At 67.8% G+C, this 18129-nt stretch carries 17 protein-coding genes and 2 pseudogenes; 13 read left to right on the top strand and 6 right to left on the bottom strand.

What is annotated here, in order from left to right; genetic code table 11:
- The first annotated feature begins 54 nt into the window (after positions 1-54).
- Positions 55-282 carry a hypothetical protein gene (locus AC3DEV_RS04355; RefSeq protein ID WP_061917071.1) on the top strand — a complete coding sequence of 76 codons (228 nt, stop codon included), beginning with the start codon at positions 55-57 and terminating at the stop codon, positions 280-282.
- The gene (locus AC3DEV_RS04350; RefSeq protein WP_488371402.1) at positions 275-610 is read left to right on the top strand and encodes a type II toxin-antitoxin system PemK/MazF family toxin; all 336 of its coding nucleotides are present in this window, start codon (positions 275-277) and stop codon (positions 608-610) included. Before AC3DEV_RS04355 ends, AC3DEV_RS04350 begins: the two co-directional genes overlap by 8 nt.
- 120 nt (positions 611-730) lie before the next feature.
- Here AC3DEV_RS04350 and AC3DEV_RS04345 read toward each other — a convergent pair whose 3' ends face one another.
- Positions 731-1633: a YsnF/AvaK domain-containing protein gene (locus AC3DEV_RS04345; protein WP_488371401.1), complete on the bottom strand. Its 903-nt coding sequence runs from the start codon at positions 1631-1633 to the stop codon at positions 731-733.
- Between the two features lie 244 nt (positions 1634-1877).
- Between AC3DEV_RS04345 and AC3DEV_RS04340 the strand changes: the two are divergent.
- The 10 genes and pseudogenes from AC3DEV_RS04340 to AC3DEV_RS04295 all read left to right on the top strand — a co-directional run.
- Positions 1878-2604: pseudogene (locus AC3DEV_RS04340) on the top strand (TetR/AcrR family transcriptional regulator).
- Between the two features lie 11 nt (positions 2605-2615).
- Complete coding sequence (locus tag AC3DEV_RS04335) at positions 2616-3287, top strand: enoyl-CoA hydratase/isomerase family protein (RefSeq protein WP_488371400.1); 672 nt, start codon at positions 2616-2618, stop codon at positions 3285-3287.
- 257 nt (positions 3288-3544) lie between these two features.
- A complete protein-coding gene (locus tag AC3DEV_RS04330) occupies positions 3545-3823 on the top strand; it encodes a hypothetical protein (RefSeq protein ID WP_061917080.1) in 279 nt (92 codons plus the stop codon).
- Positions 3824-5071, top strand: a complete 1248-nt coding sequence (locus tag AC3DEV_RS04325) for a cupin domain-containing protein (protein WP_488371399.1) — start codon at positions 3824-3826, stop codon at positions 5069-5071.
- A complete protein-coding gene (locus AC3DEV_RS04320; protein WP_488371398.1) occupies positions 5068-5970 on the top strand; it encodes a ferredoxin family protein in 903 nt (300 codons plus the stop codon). The genes AC3DEV_RS04325 and AC3DEV_RS04320 overlap by 4 nt, the downstream gene beginning before the upstream one ends.
- A gap of 115 nt (positions 5971-6085) precedes the next feature.
- Complete coding sequence (locus tag AC3DEV_RS04315) at positions 6086-7105, top strand: AraC family transcriptional regulator (RefSeq protein WP_067714565.1); 1020 nt, start codon at positions 6086-6088, stop codon at positions 7103-7105.
- A 98-nt stretch (positions 7106-7203) separates the two neighbouring features.
- A complete protein-coding gene (locus AC3DEV_RS04310) occupies positions 7204-8364 on the top strand; it encodes an MBL fold metallo-hydrolase (RefSeq protein WP_488371397.1) in 1161 nt (386 codons plus the stop codon).
- Positions 8361-9233 carry an SDR family oxidoreductase gene (locus AC3DEV_RS04305; protein ID WP_488371396.1) on the top strand — a complete coding sequence of 291 codons (873 nt, stop codon included), beginning with the start codon at positions 8361-8363 and terminating at the stop codon, positions 9231-9233. Before AC3DEV_RS04310 ends, AC3DEV_RS04305 begins: the two co-directional genes overlap by 4 nt.
- Entirely contained in the window at positions 9230-10234 is a 1005-nt protein-coding gene (locus tag AC3DEV_RS04300; protein WP_488371395.1) for an alpha/beta hydrolase, read from the top strand. The genes AC3DEV_RS04305 and AC3DEV_RS04300 overlap by 4 nt, the downstream gene beginning before the upstream one ends.
- A 132-nt stretch (positions 10235-10366) precedes the next feature.
- Positions 10367-10573, top strand: a pseudogene (locus AC3DEV_RS04295) (sucrase ferredoxin); the annotation flags it as partial.
- A 30-nt stretch (positions 10574-10603) separates the two neighbouring features.
- Here AC3DEV_RS04295 and AC3DEV_RS04290 read toward each other — a convergent pair.
- A complete protein-coding gene (locus AC3DEV_RS04290) occupies positions 10604-11575 on the bottom strand; it encodes a VOC family protein (protein ID WP_488371394.1) in 972 nt (323 codons plus the stop codon).
- A gap of 397 nt (positions 11576-11972) precedes the next feature.
- On the opposite strand from AC3DEV_RS04290, the gene AC3DEV_RS04285 reads away from it, so the two are divergent.
- Positions 11973-12182 carry a hypothetical protein gene (locus AC3DEV_RS04285; protein ID WP_488371393.1) on the top strand — a complete coding sequence of 70 codons (210 nt, stop codon included), beginning with the start codon at positions 11973-11975 and terminating at the stop codon, positions 12180-12182.
- Positions 12183-12253: 71 nt separating this feature from the next.
- Here AC3DEV_RS04285 and AC3DEV_RS04280 read toward each other — a convergent pair whose 3' ends face one another.
- From AC3DEV_RS04280 to AC3DEV_RS04265, 4 genes are all read right to left on the bottom strand, one after another.
- The gene (locus AC3DEV_RS04280; protein ID WP_488371392.1) at positions 12254-12970 is read right to left on the bottom strand and encodes a hypothetical protein; all 717 of its coding nucleotides are present in this window, start codon (positions 12968-12970) and stop codon (positions 12254-12256) included.
- A gap of 226 nt (positions 12971-13196) precedes the next feature.
- Positions 13197-16244 carry a DUF3427 domain-containing protein gene (locus AC3DEV_RS04275; protein WP_488371492.1) on the bottom strand — a complete coding sequence of 1016 codons (3048 nt, stop codon included), beginning with the start codon at positions 16242-16244 and terminating at the stop codon, positions 13197-13199.
- 8 nt (positions 16245-16252) lie between these two features.
- Positions 16253-16666, bottom strand: a complete 414-nt coding sequence (locus AC3DEV_RS04270) for a (deoxy)nucleoside triphosphate pyrophosphohydrolase (protein ID WP_488371391.1) — start codon at positions 16664-16666, stop codon at positions 16253-16255.
- 138 nt (positions 16667-16804) lie between these two features.
- The gene (locus AC3DEV_RS04265; RefSeq protein WP_488371390.1) at positions 16805-17959 is read right to left on the bottom strand and encodes a phosphotransferase family protein; all 1155 of its coding nucleotides are present in this window, start codon (positions 17957-17959) and stop codon (positions 16805-16807) included.
- Between the last annotated feature and the right edge of the window lie 170 nt (positions 17960-18129).

The following is an 18129-nucleotide window of genomic DNA, read 5'->3' as shown; positions in this document are numbered from 1 at the left end:
GGGCGTGCGAGGAGTTCGCCGTCTCGGCGGTATGACCAAAGGCATACTTTCGGTATGTCCCACACGACGATCAAGGTGAGTCGCGACCTCCGGGATCTTCTGAAGAGGCAGGCCGCCGAGGAGCACCGCACGCTGGGCGACCATCTTGCGTATCTCGCCTCACTCGCCGAGAAGCAACGGCGGCTCAAGCGCCTGCGTGCGGAGATAGACGCGACATCGCCTGAGGATCTTGCATCCTACCGCGAGGAATCCGAGTGGTGGGAGCGGGCGCAGGATGCCTGACCCGACTCCCGGGGAGGTCATATGGGTTGTCCTCGATCCCGTGGCGGGTCGTGAGCAGAGTGGTCGCCGGCCCCTGGTGGTGGTCTCGTCGCGCGCGCACATCTCCCTCGCCGATACTCTCGTGATGGTGGTGCCGGTGACGTCGGTGGATCGCGGATGGTCGAACCACGTCCTGCTCCGCGGAGACGTGTTCGACCGCGACTCCTGGGCGATGACCGAGCAGGTGCGCACCCTTTCGCGCCAGCGTGTTGTCGGCCATGCCGGCCAGGTGGATGCGGGGACCCTGGCAGACATTCGCCGGTGGATCCAGGATTTCCTCGACGAGTAGCGGTCGACCGCACGGGTGCCCCGGTGCGGCGAATAGTGAGGCGCGCACACAGACGAGAGCCGCCGCCCGGTCATGCGGACCGGGCGGCGGCTTTCTGTCTCTCCGGACGGACCCGCCGGGTCAGCGACCGCCCGGCTTGTTCGTCCCGCCGTCGCGGCCCCGGCGGTCCTCCGCCGCATCGCCCTCGACGTCGATGTGTTCGGTGCGGAGCTCGTCGGACACGGTCTCGGTGTCGGTGACCTTCTCCTTGCCCACGTTGACGCGCTCGCGCTCGACGGTCTCCTTCTCCACCACGGGCCGCTCCTCACGGAGGACGATCTCCTCATCACGGTCGCCGTCGGCGGTCTCGTCGAGGCCGCCCTTGCGGACCTTGCCCTCGACGTCCTCGCGCTCGACCACGAGCTTCTCCTTGGAGACCGGGACTTCGACGGTCTCCTTCTCGGTGGTCGTGTGCTTGCGGAGCCGGACTCGCCCGGCCTCCTCCGTGCGGGTTCCCACGTTGAGGCGTTCCTCGTGGGCGGTGACGGTCTCGGTGCCTTCGTGATCCCGATCGCCCCTGCGCCGATCGTCGTCTCCGACTGCACCTGCCGCGCCGGCGGCACCAGCTGTGCCCGCGGCTCCTGCGGCACCCGCTGCCCCCGCGGTGCCGGCAGCACGATCATCGCGGTCGCCTCGGTCGGTGCGTGTGCCCGTCCCGCCACGCCGACCTCCGTCGTCGAGTTGGTAGTGCTCGTACAGGCGGTTCTCCTCGTCCGGGGAGAGGTGGCCGCCGGCGTCCACGCGGGGCGCGTCCTTGACCTGGTCCTTGGCGTACGCGACGTGGAGGTCGTCGCCCTCCATGCGTGCGCCCTGCAGTGGGACGAAGCTCTCGGACATCCCGAACAGCCCCGTCGAGACGGTCGCGAACTTGGGGTCGTCGCTGTCGTCGTCGAGGTAGATGGTTCCGATCTTGCCGATCTTGTCGCCGGCGTTGTCGTACGCGGTCGCGCCGGTGAGTCGATCCAGTGAATCCTTGCCGATCATTTCAGACTCCTCACGTCGTCGGATCGTGCTGTCTAGTCACGCTAAGAGACTTCACGGGCGACAGCGACCGGAGAACCGACCCCGACAGGCGCCTGAGCGGCGGAATTACCATGCGTCCGAGACTGCGACCTGCGTCACACTTGATACGGGAAGGGGTCCGTAACGGTTGCATCTCAATGCGGCAGGAACTGCGGCCGGGCCGCCAGTCGAGATACAAGAGCGGGCGCTCTGTTACTGTCAGCGCATGCCTCGCCCGCGGGTCCACGACCTTGGTCAGCTGCTCGATGCAGCCGAGCGCCTGGCGGTGGAAATCCGGTGCCGCCGCGGTCACGGTGCGCGCTCTGTCGGACCTGACCGGCGTCTCCAACGGCGCGATCTACCACGCGTTCGGCTCCCGCGCGGGGCTGGTCGGGCGGGCCTGGCTCCGCGCCGCCCGTCGATTCCTCGACCTGCAGCGGGACATGGTGGAGGCCGTCCTCGCCGGCGGTGGCCCCTCGGAGGCGGCCGCTGACGCCGTGGTCGCAGCCGCGGACGCGCCCGCGCAGTTCGTCCTGGATCACCCGTCGTCGGGGCGATTCCTGCTCACGGTGCGCCGATCCGAACTCCTCGGTTCGGCCGATCTCCCCGCCGACGTGGCAGCGGAGCTGCAGGACCTCGACCACGGCCTCACGGACCTGTTCGTCAAGCTGTCGCGGGTCCTGTGGAGCCGCGCTGACCGTGCCGCCGTCGATGTCATCCGGGACTGCGTGGTCGAGGTGCCGAACGCCCTGCTGCTCCGCGGGCGCCGAACCCCGACCCCTGCCGCCCGCGAGCGCATCGCGGCCTCCGTTCGCGCAGTACTCGCCCTCGGCCCGCCGCCGACCGAGACGCCGCCAGCCAGCCCACCACCCACCGCCCCGCCGCCAGCCAGCCCGCCGTCGACCGCCGAACCCCGACCCCGACCCACCCACACCCCACAACCCACAACCTGAGAGGACCACCCATGATCCCGACCCTGACCCACCACGAGGACATCGCCGTCCTCACGCTCGGCAGCGACGAGAACCGCTTCTCCCCGGACCGGCTCGACGCGATCAACGCCCACCTCGATGAGGTCGAACAGTCCGCGAAGGGGCTCGTCACCGTGGGGTCGGGCAAGTTCTATTCCAACGGTCTCGACCTCGACTGGCTCATGGCCAATTCCGACCGCCTGGACTGGTACGTCGGCCGGATCCAGGAGCTGTTCTCCCGGGTCCTGACGTTCTCCCTGCCGACGGCCGCCGCGGTCAACGGGCACGCCTTCGGCGGCGGTGCGATGCTCGCGATGGCCCACGACTACCGGGTGATGCGCGACGACCGCGGCTACTTCTGTTTCCCCGAGGTGGACATCAACATCCCGTTCACACCGGGCATGGCGGCGCTGATCCAGGCCAAGACGACCCCGCAGACGGCCATGACCGCGATGAGCACGGGCCACCGCTACCCCGGTGCCGAGGCGAAGGCCGCGGGCCTCGTCGACGACACCGCTGCGGAGGCCGAGATCGTCACCGCGGCGCTCGGGCGTCTCCAGCCGATCCTCGGCAAGGACCGCACCACTCTCGGCGCCATCAAGACCACGATGTTCGCCTCCGTCACCGAGTCGCTGGGCCGGGGCCCCGGCGGCGTCAGCCTCTGATGCCCACCCGCCCCGGTTTGACCGCGAGCTCGGGGTGGCGCGGGGATCGTTCGACGACGACGACGAGGACCGCCGCCGCCCGGAAACGATGCGGTCGCCCGGTCACGCCGAACCGGCGGCGGCTTCGGTCGTATAGAGGCCGGTCCAGTGCCATAGTGGAACTGCACGCCCCTCGTGTCCCGGCCTGCTGCTGGAACACGTGGCCAGTTCGCACGACTCCCTGCAGGTTCACGCCTGCACCGACGAGAGGAACGCAGATGGCTATCAACGACGACGACATCACCACGTCCGGCGCTCAGGGCGAGGGCATCGCCGACGGCGGTTCCAACCCGGGCGGCCACGACGGTGGCGCCGACGGGTCCGCCCACCACATGAAGGGCGAGGGTGAGGGCCTGGCTGACGGCGGTTCGAACCCGGACGGTCACGACGGCGGCGCGGACGGTTCCGCCGATGGCTCCGCGAACACCGGCGAAGGGGTGGCCGACGGCGGTTCCAACCCGGATGGTGCCGACGGCGGCGCTGACGGCACGCAGTAATTGCGGGCGCTTCATCGGTGCGTCGCGTGCGGCTCGGATGAGTTCGCGGCTCGGGTGTGGGGGCAGCGGCCCCTGCTGACCCGGGCGTCCGAGCTGCCACGCGACTACTCCGACCTGCTCTCGCCCGCGATGGTCGACGAGATCGTCGCCGAGCGCGGGGTGCGCACGCCGTTCGTCCGGATGGCGCGGGAGGGCACGCTCGTCGACCGGGCGTGCTTCACCCGCGCCGCGGGGTTCGGGGCGCAGATCGCCGATCAGCTCGACCCCGACGGCGTGCTCACGCAGTACGCCGCCGGGGCGACGCTCGTCCTGCAGGGTCTGCACCGGTTCTGGCCGCCGATCATCGACTTCGTCCGCGGCATGACCTCGGACATCGGGCATCCGGTGCAGACCAACGCGTACATCACCCCGCCCGCGAATCGCGGGTTCGATCCGCACTACGACGTCCATGACGTCTTTGTGCTCCAGGTGTCCGGCACCAAGCGGTGGCGGGTGCACGAGCCCGTCCACCACCATCCGCTTGCGGATCAGCCGTGGACCGATCACCGCGAGGCGATCGCCGAACGGGCGAAGGACGCTCCGGTCATCGACACCGTGCTCGAGCCGGGGGACTGCCTCTACTTGCCGCGCGGCTGGGTCCACTCGGCCGAGGCGCAGGGCGATACGTCCATCCACCTCACCGTGGGCGTGGCGCCACTCACCGGGCACGACGTCGCCACGGCGATGATCGAGGCACTGGCCTCGGAGGAGGAGCTGCGCGCGTCGTTGCCGTTCGGGCTCGCCCCGGCCGAGTCCGCGAGCGCCGAGCCCCACGCCCGCGAGGTCCTCGACGTGCTGGCCCGGCTGATCGCCGAGAAGCAGGAGCAGCTCAGCGCTCTCGCCGGCGAGGCGCTCGCCGAGAAGTACCTCGACCTCACCAGGCCTGCCGCGATCCGCCCGCTGGCCACACTCGATGCCGTCGCGTCCCTCGACGCCGACACTCAGCTGAGGCTGCGGGAGGGACTCCACGCACGGGTGGACTGCACCGACTGCGACTCCGACCCCGACGCCGACGCCGCCAATTCCGGCGCGGTGGTGTTGAGGCTGCCCACCAAGTCGGTCACCTTCCCGGCGGTGTGCGCGCCCGCCCTGCGCGCCGTCCTTGAGGGCGACCCCGTCAGCGCCGGCACGCTTCCCGGCCTTAATGCAGACGATGGCCTGGTGGTTCTCCGGCGGTTGTTGCGGGAGGGCGTGGTGGTGGCGCTATGAGCAGGCCTGCGGACTGGGAGCCGTGCAGCGACTCGTCGTTGCGCCGCGGCGATCCCCTGGACGGGTCGGGCTCCCGGGGGTTGCGGTGGCTGATGGTCGAGCTGTCCGGCCCGTGGGGGTATTCGGCGCTGCTCGACTCGCCGGGTCTCCTTCCGCCGGAACTGGGTCGCGAGATCGCGGGGCGCGCCCAGGAGGCCGACGTCCGGGTGGCCGCGATCCGCAGGCCGGGTCGTCGTCGTCATACAGAGGAGCAACGCTGGCGGTGGGCGCTCGCCGACGCCCGGCCCGGGCACGAGTCGCTGCGGTGGGGCGAGGTCGACGGCCCGGTCGGGTACGCCGAGATCCCCCTCGACGGTTCCGCCGGCACCCCGTCAGCGGAGCCGCTGGTCGCCGTGTGCGCGCACGGGAAGCACGATCAGTGCTGCGCCGTGCGGGGGCGCAGCGCCGCGGCGCGGATCGCAGATCGGTATCCGGAGGCGACCTGGGAGTGCTCCCACCTGGGCGGCGACCGCTTCGCCGCGACGATGCTCGTCCTGCCCCACGGCCTCTTCTACGGCCGCGTCGACCAGGCGGAGGACCCGGCAGATATCGTCACCCGCTACACCGAGGGCCGGGTCGACGAGCGGTACCTGCGCGGGCGCAGTAGTCATTCGGCGGCCGTGCAGAGCGCGCAGCATCACGCCCGTGCGGTGGTGCCCGACGACCGCATCGACGCCTTCGCCCCCGTGCGCGTGGTCGAACGAGACGAGCACGTCGAGGTGACGCTCGAGGGCCCGCACGGTCCGATCGAGGTGTGGCTGCGCGAAACCTACTCGGAGCCGATCTTCACGATGTGCCGGGCCCACGCCCCCGGGCCGGTCCGGCAGTGGGAGCTGATCGAGGTCAGGGGCGGCGGGTAGGGCCGGACGTCGGGGCGAGGTGGAGCGAGGATGGTCGAACCACGTGTGGCTCCGCGGAGACGTCCTCGACCGCGGCTCCTCGGGGACTCCGCACGCGAAAGGACAGGCGACGTCGATGCAGCCGTTGATCCGCGCCGCGAGCCTGCGCGGATTCGCTGAGCTCGTCACCGAACTCGGCGGGGATCCGGATCGGCTGCTCGCGCGGTTCGGCATCGAGCCAGAGACGTTGGCGGACGAGGACGGGTTGCTGTCGATCACCGACCACGACCGGATGCTCGATGTGGCGGCAGCCCACCTGCGCTGCCCGGACCTCGGTCTGCGGCTGGCCGAACGGCAGGACGTGACGATTCTCGGCCCCATCGCGCGCGCGATCGGATCGTCGCAGACCCCCGCGGAGGCACTGGAGTGCGCGGCTCGGTTCATGTTCGTGCACAGCCCCGCGCTGAGGATCGAGGTCGCCGACGACCCGTGGGGCCGGCGCGGCGTGATCGCCCTGACGTACCGCAAGGAACTGACCGAGTCGCCGTACTCGCCGCAGGCCGCCGAGTTGGGGCTGGGGGTGTTCTACCGGGTGGCCGTGCATCTGGTCGGGCAGTCCACCGGGTTGCGGTCGGTGGAGGTGCCGCACGGACCACTCTCGCCGGTCGGCCGGTATCTGGGCTTCTTCGGCGTCGACGTGAAGTTCGACCGGCCCGCGGCCGCGCTGTGCGTCGACCGTCGGATGTTGGATGCCACGTTCGCCTCCGCGGATGAGGATCTCCGTCGCGCGGCCCTCGATCACCTGACGGGCTCGTACTCCGACCCGTCGGACTCGGTGGCTCACCAGGTGCGCCGCCTCGTGGGGGAGCGCCTTCCCGGCCGCGTCCCCACCCTCGTCGAGGTGGCCGGGGCGCTCCTGCTCCACCCGCGGACGCTGCAACGTCGCCTCGCCGCCGTCGACACCACCTACGGCCGGGTCGTCGACGACCTGCGTCGGGATCGCGCGCACCGGTTCATCACGACCAGCGACCTGTCCTTCACCCAGATCGCCGACCTGGTCGGTTTCGCCGAGCAGGCCACGCTCAGCCACGCGGCGCGCCGGTGGTTCGGTATGTCCCCCGGGGAGCTGAGGCGGACCACCAACCTGTCGCCCTGACACAAGTTTCCCGCCGCCGGACACCGGATGCTGGTGTCGACCGCGGGAACGACCGGCGCCCCCCGGGCGGCCACCCCATCGGCGAGGAGGAGCGAACGATGCTGCGCGAAGATCCACCGCGTTCGGACCAGGTGTCCGGACCCATGCTCGAGCAGATCGGCGCGCGGCCGATCCCCGAATTCGACGGCGTCCACGACGTGTGGCCGCGGGGCGAGCGGCTGAGGGCGGTGCGCTCGGCGGCCGCCGAGTACAAGAAGCGGTTCGTGCAGCAGGGGCAGGTGCGGGCGGTGCGGTCAGTCGACGTGGCCGGGGCGCCGTACCCGGTCAAGTACGCCTTCGACAACGCGGTGTCGGTGCCCAGCCTGCCGTTGGTCACCATGATCAACCGCATGGTGGTGGTCCAGTACGACGACTGGAACGGTCGGCCCCGCACCCTGGTGTTCGAGCCGACCGTCCCCGCCGGTTCCGCCAAGGCGCCGTTCTACGCCAGTCTGGAGAGGCTGGTCGACGCCGTCCCCGGCGGCCGCCTGGCCAGCAAGGCGATTCTCAAGTACTTCAACGAGCCCGGCGAGGCCCTGGCGAAGGTGGGGCTGCGGCCGGAGCACGTGGACTTCCTCACGTTCGACCACCTGCACGTGCAGGACCCCCGGATGATTCTCGGCTCGAGCGAGGTGATCGCGGGCGAGCCGACGCCGCGCACCGCCCTGTTCGGCGACGCGCAGCTGCTCGTGCACCGCCGCGAACTGGCCACCCTGGAGGACCTGCACCCCATGCAATGGGCCTGGTACGTCGAGGACGGACTCGACGGCGTCCACCGGGACAGGTTCGCCGTGTTCGACGGCGACATCGAGCTCGGCCCCGGCATCGCCCTGCTGTGGACGCCCGGCCACACGGACGGCAACCACTCGCTGGTCATCAACACCCCGGACGGCGTGTGGGTGTCCTCCGAGAACGGCATCTCCCTGGACAACTGGCAGCCGGAGCTGTCGAAGATCCCCGGCGTGCGCCGCTACCACCGCGAGTACGGCCGCGAGATCTGCCCCAACGCCAACACCCTCGAGGACGCGCTGGACCAGTACGACTCCATGATCAAGGAGAAGACGCTCGCCGACCCGTGCCCGACCGACCCGCGCTGGCTGCAGATCCTGCCCTCCACCGAACTGGCGCCGTGGAAGCGTTTCTGGCCGGTGGTGCCGACGTACTGCCACGGTGGGATCTCCTACGGCGAGATCCGCGCCGGACTGAGGGACGGGAAGTGACGACGACGACGAGGATCCGCAGCGCGCTCGTGACCGGGGCCGGTCGCGGCCTGGGCCGAGATATCGCGGGCCTGCTGGCCGACCGCGGGTATCGCGTCATGATCACCGATCTGGACGAGCAGTCGTCCCGGACGGCGGCCGCGGAGATCGGGCGGGGTGCGCTCTGGGCCGCTGTCGACGTCCGCGATCGCGGGCAGGTCGACGAGGCCCGGGACCGGCTGGTCGCGGAGACCGGGGGCGTGGACGTGTGGGTCAACAACGCCGGCGTCCTGCTCACCGGCCCGGCGTGGGAGCAGACCGACGACCAGCGGCGGCTCATGCTGGAAGTCAACGCGCTGGGGACGATCAACGGCACGGTCGCCGCGATCGAGGCCATGCGCGCCCGCAGCGCTGGTATCCCGGGCACCGGCGCGACCGGCAGTGGCGGGCACATCGTCAACATCGTCTCGCTGGCGGGGATCTCCGCGGTCCCGGGCGAGGCCGTCTACGCGGCGTCCAAACACGCGGTGATGGGCTTCAGTTCCAGCACGGCCGCCGACCTGCGGCTGGCCGGGGTGGACGATATCGACATCTCGTGCATCTGCCCGGACGGCATCTGGACCCCGATGCTCTTCGACAAACTCGAGGACCCGCAGGCGGCGCTGTCGTTCTCGGGTGTCCTCCTGCAGTCGGAGGACGTGGTGCGCGCGGTGGGCAGGGTGCTGGAGTCGCGGCGCCCGGTTACGGCCGTCCCGGCTAGGCGCGGGGCGCTGGCCAGGCTGGGTGCCGCGTTCCCCCGCCTGGCGTCCGCCCTCCTGCCGCTGATGGCCGCCAAGGGTCGCCGGAAGCAGCGCACTCTCCTACGAACGCAAGGATCGTCCCGCTCTTGACCACTCGGACAGACCCCTCCGTCACCATCCATCGTGAGGTCGACCTGCAGTCCCGGTTGCTCTACTGGGCCGGGCGGGCGACGCTCCGTCAGGTGTACCGCTTCTGGCCCATGACCGGCGCCGGGATCCGGGGGCTGGCCGAAGTCGAGCGCGGGTTCTCGCGACTGGCGGGCCCCGCCGGGGTGCGTGTGGAACGGACCGTGCTCGGCGGCACCGCGGCCGAGACGTCGACCCCCGATTCCGTCGGCCCGGACGCATTGGCCGACGTGACCCTGCTCTACCTCCACGGCGGCGCGTTCGTCTTCTGCGGCCCCGGCACCCACCGTGGGCTCTGCGGCCGGCTGGCGATAGACCTCGGCGTGACCGTGCACTCGCTGGACTACCGGATGCTGCCGGAGGTCGACCTGGCGACCGTGGTCGCGGATGCCTACGCCGGGTATCGCGCTCTGTCCGAGCAACTGCCCGCGGATCACCGGATCGTGGTGGCCGGGGACTCGGCGGGCGGGTACTTGGCCGCCGCGATCTGCGAGTTGGCCGCCCGCGATGGCGTCCGCCAGCCCGCCGCGATGGTGGGCTACTCGCCCCTGCTCGACGTCGATGGCGAGGTGCGTGAGGGGCCGTGGGCCACGCGCGACTCCTACCAACCGGCCGTCACGGTGCAGCGGTTCCAGAGGCTGTGGCAGCACCACGCCGACGGGCTGGAGAGCAGCCGTTCGATGCTCACCTGCGATCCGGAGGTGTTCCCGCCGACGCTGATCACCCTGGCTGCGGGCGAACTCGTGGAATCGGCCGCGCTCCAGCTGACCGAACGCCTCCACGCGGCCGGGCGGCCCGTCGAGACCCATCGGTGGTACTCGGCAGTCCACGCGTTCCCGGTGCTCGCCGGCCTGACCCCGCACAGCCGCCACGCCGGCAGGATCACGGCCGAGTTCTTGCGCCGGACGATGACGGCGCCGGTCTCACAGCGCCCTCTCTCAAGACATGCACGAGATGGGTCTTGACCGTGCCTTCGGACAGGTGCAGCGACTCGGCGGGCTGCCGGTTGCTCGAGCCCCCTCGGCCACGGCGCGCAGGACCTCGGACTCCCGGTCCGTGAGCACCGGCCGAGGACCACGCATCCGGCTCAGTAGCCGGGCGGCGACCGCTTCGCCGCGACGATGCTCGTCCTGCCGCACGGTCTCTTCTACGGCCGCGTCGACCAGGCGGAGGACCCGGCAGACATCGTCACCCGCTACACCGAGGGTCGCGTCGACGAGCGGTACCTGCGCGGACGCAGCAGCCACTCGGCGGCGGTGCAGAGCGCCCAGCAGCATGCCCGCGCGGTGGTGGGAGCTGATCGAGGTCAGGGGCGCGTAGGAAGCGTCAGTGCGTCAGGCGGTCTCCACCACGGGCTCGGACAGGGATTCGGCCACGGCCTCGGCGGCGGGCTCCTCGAGCGGGATGGTGCAGGCCAGGGGCTCGCTGCCGGACCAGTCATGGCCCCAGTAGCTGTCGGCGGTGATGTTCTGGGGCAGGTACTGGTCCTCGTCCACCATGAGGCCGTCGTAGCCGAACTCGATGTCCCAGCCGCCGGGCGCGCGCAGGTAGTAGGACACCATCTTGTCGTTGGTGTGGCGGCCGAGGGTGGAGGAGATGCCGAACCCGTGCTCGGTGGTGCGCTCCATGGCCTGGGCGACCATGTCCATCTCGGCCACCTCGAGCATGATGTGGACGATTCCGGGGCCCATGTGCGGGGCGGGCATCACGGCGAAACTGTGGTGGCGCGGGTTGACGCCCATGAACTGGATGCGCAGCGGCGGCATGCCGGGCGCCGAGGGGAACGGGAAGGCGCCGCGGGTGTGGAAGCCCAGCACGTCGCGGTAGAAGCCGATGGTGGCGTCGTAGTCGGTGGTGGGGACCACGAGGTGGCCCAGGCCCAGCTCGTCGGTGACGAACTCGGTGCGGTACTTGGTGGAGACCTTGGAGTGGTCGAGCTCGGCGCCGTGGAAAATCTCCAGGCGCTGGCCGCAGGGGTCGTCCAGGGTGATGGCGCCGTCGACCTTGATGGCCTGTGTCTCGTCGTGGGTGAGGTCGCGGTAGGCGATGCCGTGCTCGGTGAGGGTGGCCCGGACGCGGTCCAGGGCGATCTCGTCGCGCACCTCCCAGCCCACGGCGGCGAGGTTGTCCTTCTCCGCGCGGCGCAGCGTGATGCGGCGGGCGCGCTCGTCGAGGCGCAAGTGGAGGGTGTCGTCGTCGCCGCCGGCGCCCACGCCCAGGTCCAGCACATCGTGGGCGAGGGTGCGCCAGCGGTCGAGGTCGGTGGTGTCGATGGTGAGGTAGCCGAGGGCCCGGATGTCGCCCATGGGGTGTCCTTTCGAGAAGTGGTCCCGGCGCGCCGGGGAGTCACCGCGGGGGAGCTTCGCACGCGCGCCCGGGTGGGGATGAGGACACTGTGGCGCGGGTGTGGTGCGCGTCACCAAACGATTCCGCTGGGTGGGAAAAGGGGTGTTGGGGGGTGGGTGTTATGGCGACGACGACGAGGTGCGCAGTCTCCCGAGCTCAGGACAGTCACCCGTTACCGCATTGCACATCCTCAAACGTGTCTGCAGGTAAGTCGGCGCCACCGACCTGATCATCGACGTGGTCCTGCAGCGCGCGGACCGCACCCGAGGAGGACGACCATGACCGCTGCGCATCACCGGCGAGACCCTCGCTGGCACCCCGGACCTGCCGCTGCTCGTGTGCGGGCCGGGCCCCGGCGTGCCGGCGCGGGAGCTGTGGGCGGGTGTCGCGGCGCGGCTGGGGGACCGGTTCCACGTGCTGACGTGGGAGTGTGACGACGACGAGCTGCCCGACCTCCCGGCCGGCCTCGTCGCCCCGGTGGTGCAGTACATCGACGGGGTGTGCGCCGAGCGCGGCGAGCCGGCAGGGGCCTTTCGGCGCACACCCCCCAGGTCCAGCACGTCGTGAGCGGGGGTGTGCCACGAGTTGGTAGAAGTGTTTTCGGCGCAGCGTAGAAATCGGTAGTCAGAGACGCGTCGCTATCCTTCCTTTTTCGTCGCTTCAACCTCTGACATTGCACCTGCTGGTGAGACGTAGACCCGAGCTGGCGTCCCTTCCAGCTCTCCGCTGAATGCCAGAACCGCCGTACCCTTTGCGCCAGGCCTAAGGTAAAACATGTTTTCGTTGCTAAGGTTGACGCCGATATTGTAGTTTTCGCGTCCTTCTTCGGTATCGGTAGAAAAGGCGTTTCGCCATTCGTCAATTAGGTCTCCGATGTTTTCCGCTTCAAATTGCGCGCCTGTGTCAGTCGTAATCGCGGCATGGTACAGGTTAAGGTTCTCCGAACCATTCATATTGTCGACTTCGACAACGAAGTAGGTGGCAGGCGCCCCGTCAGCGAGTTTGCGATAGGACTCGAATTCTGCTAGTCGCGGGTCGGTGGTCGGTGTTGGGACCAGGATATTTCCGGTCGCACCTTCGTACTCGAAAGTATAAATGCCAGGACCGGCAATGGCGGGCGTTAAAGCCGATTCAGACGGTGCCGAATTGCTGCCAATCGGCGCATCGACTTGCAGCGATTCGGGCTGTGCTGAATAGCTTCCAGTTGTTGCGCCGATTGGTTCGTCTGCGCCATCGGACCCGCCACACGCTGCCAGTAGGAGAAGGGCTGACGTTGAAGCGAGACTCAGTGCAAGTCGTCCTGCGATAGCCTTGCTGGGTTCGAAGTGGGCATTCTTGGTGGCGCAAATAGGCATGCGCAGAAGTATATGTCAGTCAAATCTAGTGGGCAGTCGATTTCGAAACTGCATCGTGGGTAGAAGTGAGGAAATCAATGCGTTAGGAGACGTGTCCGCATTTCTCGAAGTGGCGTGTTTTGATCCTCTAAGTCTCGACTTTAGGGGAGTGGCCGGGCCGAGAAGTCAAAGACCAGCTAACGCACGAGCAGCCGTCGGAAGCCGGCAAGTGAGTGATTGCGCGTCTTCAGACTCCTAAGGCGGAGGCTCGGGCCAGGATGTCGGTCGGCATCGGGCGCCGGAGTCTCCAGCGGATCTGAATCGGCCGCTCGCCGGAGTGGGACACGTAGTCCGCGTTGCCTAGAAGCACGAAAGGCGCGGTCGAAACGTCGTCCTTTGGCGAATTGCGGACCGCGAGCAACACGTTAGTCCCTGCTTCGCGTTGGGCGAGGTAGCGGCGTCCGGCCTTAGATTCCTGGGAGGTGTTCGACTGCGACTCCCAGTCGAACAGAGTGGACGAGACCGGGACGTCGCGGTACATCGTAGACGGGCTGAAGATTTTCTCGTCCTTGTGGAGGTTGATGAAGAAGATGTCCGTCTGATGAATCTCTGACCAGGCGACACCTTCCCGAGAACCCTGCGGCCTCCCGTCCTTTCCGCGCCAATCCAGCGCTGACAGCAACTCTTCGCGGCTATAGCTCGCGTGGGAGCGCAAGGGCAGATCTGCGAGGTTGCCATCCAGCGGGAGGGGAACGTGGTGAATGTTCCTCGTAGACGCCTCCATCAGCTGAACAATCTCCTCGAACAAGCGGGGATACGTAGCGAGTTCCGCGATCGTGTGCTCGAAGTCGGGCGTCGATTGCGAGGGCAGGAGGTAGTCGATGAGCATCGACGCCCATACGTCATCCCGGGAGAAGGGCTGGCCGCTCAAGATGCCTTCGCTCACGCGGGTGTATTCCCGAATCCGATCGAGATCGTCGACCGTCCTCAACCGCTGAAGTCTCTTGAGGAGCTTCTTCTCCTGGCCGTCGGGCTCGGGTTTTCCGGCCGCGATTGACACGATCGTCGTCCAGGAACGATCAGTGCGATAGATGTCGTCCAGTTGTCGGTTGGTCTCGTTAAGGAACTCGGTGAGCCTGGGGACTGCACCGAGAGACCGCAGGTCCTTCGCCAGAGCGTTCTTCGAGTTAGCCTTCACCGCCGCTTTAATAGACCGGAGCACTTCCTCTTGTGACACCTCGTCGAGGACAATGCGAGAGGCGCCGGGAAGAGATGGGAAACCCACGTCTAAGTCGGACTCAAGCCGTCGTCGTGAGAGGCCGGTCATGGCGTGGAACCGCCCAGCAAGATCGAAGTCAGCGCGATGCTGGCCGACAAAGTCCAGGACAATTAGCACGGCCTTGCCCGGTGACCGACGCAAGCCTCTGCCGAGTTGCTGAATGAACACCGTGGAACTCGCGGTTGGCCGAAGCATGAGGACAACATCAACCGAGGGGATGTCGACGCCCTCGTTAAAAACGTCAACGGTAAAGATGCACCGGAGTTCGCCGGACCGTAGGCGCTCGACGAGAGCCCGGCGTTCGTCCGCGTCGGTGGTACCGACAATGACGGCGGATGGAAGTCCGCGCGCGGTGAACGCTTCGGCCATGTACTTTGCGTGGTCCACCGTGACGCAGAACCCAAGCGCCCGCATCCGAGTCGGATCTAGCACCTTCTCTCGGAGCGCCTTAATGACGAGCAGGGTGCGAGCATCGTTTCCCGTGTATAGATCCGAAAGTGCGCCGGGACTGTATTGGCCGGCAGTCCACTCCACGTCACGCAGGTCGGTGTTGTCGGAGATGCCGTAGTAGTGAAACGGGCACAGCAAGTCCTGCTCAAGGGCGTCCCACAGTCTCAGTTCATACGCCGTGCGCCCGTCAAAAAGTTCTCGCACGTCGACGCCGTCTGCGCGCTCAGGAGTGGCAGTCAACCCGAGCACTTCCCGCGCTGTAATGCTGGAAAGCAACCGTCTGTAGCTGGCCGCCTCGGCGTGGTGGAACTCGTCAATGACGAGGACACCCCACTCCTCAGATGCCTGCTTGTCCCGGTTAAGTGATTGCACGCTGGCGAAGACATGCTTCCAGTGGCGCGGCCGTTCGCCACCTACGAATAGCTCGCCGAACGAGCCGTCCCCAAGCACTGCGCGATAGGTCCGCAATGCTTGAACAAGGATCTCTTCGCGGTGGGCGACAAAAAGCAGCGTGGGCAACCTGCCGTCGGCTTGCTCGGAAAGCGCTCGGTAGTCGAGCGCTGCCACGACAGTCTTTCCGGTTCCCGTGGCCGCGATCAGAAGGTTGCGGTGGTGGTCAAACACTTCCCGTTCAGTCGCAAGTGCATCGAGCATCAACTGTTGATGGCCGAACGGCCGTACCTCCAAGCCGGAAAGCGTGACTAAGACCGAACTCGATTTCCTTCCACCCGCCTCCTCGAGCGCTCTATCGAGTTTCTCGGCGTCTGTGTCCGGGTTGTAGAGTTCGAAATCCGCCAGGTTCCAGTACGAATCGAAGACCGTCCGGAACTTGGCAATCTGAGCCGCGTGCGCGACCGAGGACAATCGCACGTTCCACTCGAGTCCATCCACGAGCGCAGCGCGGGAGAGGTTCGAACTCCCGACGTAGGCGGTATCGAATCCAGACTGACGTCGGAAGAGCCAGGCCTTAGCGTGCAAGCGAGTTGACGCTTTCTCGAACCGCACCTTGACCCGCGCGCCGTAGTCCTTGACCAGGACGTCGAGCGCTCGTCGGTCAGTCGCGCCCATGTACGTCGTCGTGAGCACCCGAGGGGTTATTCCGCGATCGGCGAGCAGTTCGAACTGCGGAGCCAAGACCGTTACGCCAGTGAACTTCACAAATGCGCACAGCAAGTCGACCTCATCAGCTGATTCCATCTCGAGTGCGAGTTCGTTGCCGAGGCCGGGCTCGTCTCGAGCGTTAGTGAGAAGGGCGCCTTCCGAGAGTGGGGTCGACGGGCGACGCGGTGCTGCCTTCCCTGTGGGGTATACCGCCTGAAGTAGCGACCCACCTGCGAGGTCGTCGCCCTCAGAGTCGAGAACGTCAAGAAGCCGCTTAGCGACTTCTAATCGCTCGGTCGGGTCCACGGACTCAAGGTGTCTGCGTACCGCGTCTCCAACGTGCCGACCAAGTACCTCGGGAGCGAGAGTCGGGTCCAATTCGGCGATAGCTCGGGACCCGGTAGTCGCGTCGAGACGCCGCTGAAGGCGGGGAGTTATGACCGATTCATAGAGCCCGTCGGGCAAAGGCAAACTCACGGCCGCTCCGCCCCTCGCATGTAGGAGGGAGAGGAAAGAATGGCTACCGCGGGAAGGTCCGGAGCCGCCCAATCAAGTGATGTCAGCGATGTCGCAGGTAGCCAGCGTAGTTCGTCGTGGTCGGAGCTGCGGGTGGGTGCTTCTGACGACGAGACGAGGTAGCAGGCCAGGTCAATCTCGAGGTTGCCGACCGGGGTAACGGTCCTGTCGACGAGAGCGTTAACCGAGATCGATATACCGAGTTCCTCCCGAATCTCGCGAACTAGTGCGAGTTCGGGAGTCTCGTCGTCGTCGATCTTTCCACCAGGAAATTCCCACTGGCCCTCCGCGGACTTCCCAGGAGCCCGTCGGCAGGCGAGCACTTTGCCATCCCGAATAAAAACTGCCGCCACCACTTCGATTCGCGGCACTTGCTCTCCCTTGTCATCGCGCCTCACATCCGGGAGTAGACATTATCCGCAGGAGCACGCTTAGCCGTACCGAATTACTGGCCGAACCCCATCGAATTGTGTCGGGTGCAAGCCGGTGGAACGCCTCCAGGGTGGTGTTCAATCAGCGATCAGCCGGGCGAGCATGGCGTGGTGGAGGACGTACTCGTCCGGACTCGCGGGCGCCTCCTGCTCGCCGAAGTGGATACGACGACGAGTGATCCGCGACAGGATGATGGCCTGCCGCAGCCCCGCGTAGACGTAGTAGAACGGCAGGTCCCGGACCGTGGAGCCGGTGAGCTGCTCGTACTGCTCGACGACCTCGCCGTGGTCGAAGAGGTCCGGGATGCCGGGGAAGTCGAAGGCGACCGCGAGCTCCTGGAACAGGTCGTGGAAGTACAGAAACCACCCGAGGTCGACCTCGGCCGGAGCGATGGCCGCCATCTCCCAGTCCAGCACGGCCGTGGGGGTGGTGCCCTCGTAGAGGATGTTGCCGATGCGGGCGTCGCCCCAGCTCAGTACATCGGGCCCGGTCTCGTCGGGCCAGTGGGACTCGATCCAGTCGAAGGCCCGCTCGATCACCGGGATCGTGAGCCCGTCCTCGCGGGTCGTCCACTCGTAGTAGGCGCGCTGCTCGTCGACGTGGGCGCGAAGGGCACTCATGCCCGGGGCGGGGGCGAGCGACGACACCAACTCGGCAGGCCGCGGGATCTGGTGGATCGATGCCAACACCGCCACGGACTCGCGCTGGAACTCTCGGCGCTGCTCGGGGTCCATCTCCAGCAACCAGCCGTCGAAGACGTACGGGGGGTTATCGACCGGCGCGCGGCCGGTGGCGCGATCCATCACCAGGAAGGGCGTGCCGAGGATGGCCGGATCCTGCTCGAGCCAGCGGACACGGGGGACCGGCAGGTCGGTGTTCTCTCCTACCACCCGCATCACGTCGAACTGCTTGGCCAGGTCGTAGTCGGGGAACACCGGGAACGCGTCGTCCTGCGGACACATCCGGGCCACCAGCTGCGCGGACTGCGGCTCGGCTGCGCCCCCTGTCGAGGCCGGGCCGGCCGGGGTCCAGGTGGCGTCGAAGAGGACCGAGATGTTCGACATCCCCGAACTCTCCGGCCTGCTCACGGCGGAGACCTCGACACCTGCGGAGGCGTCGACCTCGTCGCGGGCCGCGAGCCAGGCGGTGAGGCGGTCGCGGAACTCGTCCAGGTCCGCCTCGCCCGAGGTCACCCGTTGGTGGAGCGGTTCGTCGGAGCGTGCGGTGGTCATGCGATCGTCGTCATGTGGTTCGGACCCTTCGTACGGACCTGATGCGCGGGCGGGACCCGCGATGAGCACAGTGTGACCCAGCGCACAATCCAGGGGATCCGAAATGCGCATCCTCGCAGTCGCCCACGCGGTCTGGGGCGGCGGACCTCGTCGTCGTCGTACTTCGTCGC

The sequence above is a fragment of the Dietzia sp. IBK-p2-15D genome (genome assembly GCF_057773105.1).
The sequence above is the reverse complement of the archived record's forward strand: the minus strand, read 5'-3'. Positions and strand labels throughout refer to the sequence as shown.